This window comes from Streptomyces pacificus (genome assembly GCF_011766325.1).
GTDB lineage: Bacteria > Actinomycetota > Actinomycetes > Streptomycetales > Streptomycetaceae > Streptomyces > Streptomyces pacificus.
In genome coordinates, this window is sequence record NZ_BLLG01000054.1 from 1 (window position 1) to 1426 (window position 1426).

2 protein-coding genes are annotated in these 1426 nt (G+C 69.6%); both read left to right on the top strand.

The window, feature by feature from the left end; genetic code table 11:
* Positions 1–14: 14 nt before the first annotated feature.
* Complete coding sequence (locus SCWH03_RS28185; protein ID WP_254077098.1) at positions 15–1247, top strand: IS701 family transposase; 1233 nt, start codon at positions 15–17, stop codon at positions 1245–1247.
* Complete coding sequence (locus SCWH03_RS28190; protein ID WP_173267752.1) at positions 1244–1420, top strand: hypothetical protein; 177 nt, start codon at positions 1244–1246, stop codon at positions 1418–1420. Before SCWH03_RS28185 ends, SCWH03_RS28190 begins: the two co-directional genes overlap by 4 nt.
* Positions 1421–1426: the final 6 nt, after the last annotated feature.

The following is a 1426-nucleotide window of genomic DNA, read 5'->3' on the forward strand; positions in this document are numbered from 1 at the left end:
GCGTTGAGCCGTGCATGGAGGACGTGCAGCGGGATGTCGAGCGGTGGGACGGGTGGTTCGAGGACTTCTTCGCGCTGCTCGCCGGGTTGTGGTGCCGGGTGGAGCCACGGCTGACCGCGCGGGCGTATATCAAGGCCTTGTTGGGCCCGGTGGAGCGGAAGAACACCTGGCAGATCGCCGCGTATCTGGGGCACACCGCGCCGGACAAGGTCAAGGACCTGCTGCGCAAGACAACCTGGAGCTGGAGCCAACTGCGCGACCGGGTAAGGGAGTTCACCGTGGAATACCTCGGAGACCCGGAAGCGGTGCTGGTGCTGGACGAGACCGCCTTCTTGAAGAAGGGTGACAAGTCGGTCGGGGTCGCCCCGCAGTACGCGGGGATCACCGGGCAGACGGAGAACTGCCAGGTCGCCGTGTTCTTGGCCTACATCACCCCGTACGGCCGCGCGCTGATCGACTTCGCGCTGTACCTGGGCAGACTGTGGGCCGGCCAGGCGGCGCGCTGCGGGGAGGCCGGGGTGCCGCGCGAGCGCGCCGGGAAGGTCCTCACCAAGCCCGAGCTGGGGCGCATCATGGTCGAGCGGGCACGCTGCGCGCGGGTGCCGTTCGCCTGGGTGGCCGCCGACAGCGTCTACGGGCAGGACCGGAAACTCCGGGCGTGCCTTCAGCGCCACGGCAAGGGCTACGTGATGACCGTGCCCTGCGACGAGACCGTCACGGCCGGACCTGTGGGGCCGATGCGGGTGGACAAGCTGGTGCAGCGGCTGCCGCTGGTCTTCGAGCGCCGCTCATGCGGCCAGGGCGCCAAGGGCGAGCGGTTCTACGACTGGGCACTGGCCGAGGCCTCCTGGCCCTCGCCGGCCGGCGAGGTGCGCCGGGGCTGGTGCCACCTGCTGCTGGTGCGCCGCTCGATCAGCGACCCCACCGATATCGCCTACTTCGCCGTGCACGCCCGCACCGGCACCACCCTGGCGACCCTGGTGAAGATCGCGGGACTTCGGTGGGGAGTGGAGGACTGTTTCGAGACCGCGAAGTCCGACTGCGGCCTGGACCAGTACGAGGTCCGCAAGTGGGAACCCTGGCACCGGCACATCGCCCTGGCCATCGCCGCGTTCGCGTTCCTGTCCGTCAGCGCCACCCGCACCGCCCGCCTCACCCGGCCCCGCGAAGACACCCAGCCGCCGACCGATCCCGAACCCGCCATAGCCTGGCCCCCGCTGACCCCGCCCCCGATCCTCAACCCTTGATCGACTACACCGCCGAAGAGATCCGCCGCCTGCTCCACCAGACTCTGTGGCACGTGACCATCCCCCACGCGATCGTCTTCGCCCAGTCGCTGTGGCGCCGAGCCCACCAAGCCGTCGCCCGGCGCATCCACTACGAACGACACCAACGACAAGCTTCCAAAGCCCTCCTGTAGTACCGG

Excerpts from the sequence above, each read along its gene's own strand:
- SCWH03_RS28185 (WP_254077098.1), top strand. The coding sequence starts at position 15 with ATGGAGGACGTGCAGCGGGATGTCGAGCGGTGGGACGGGTGGTTCGAG.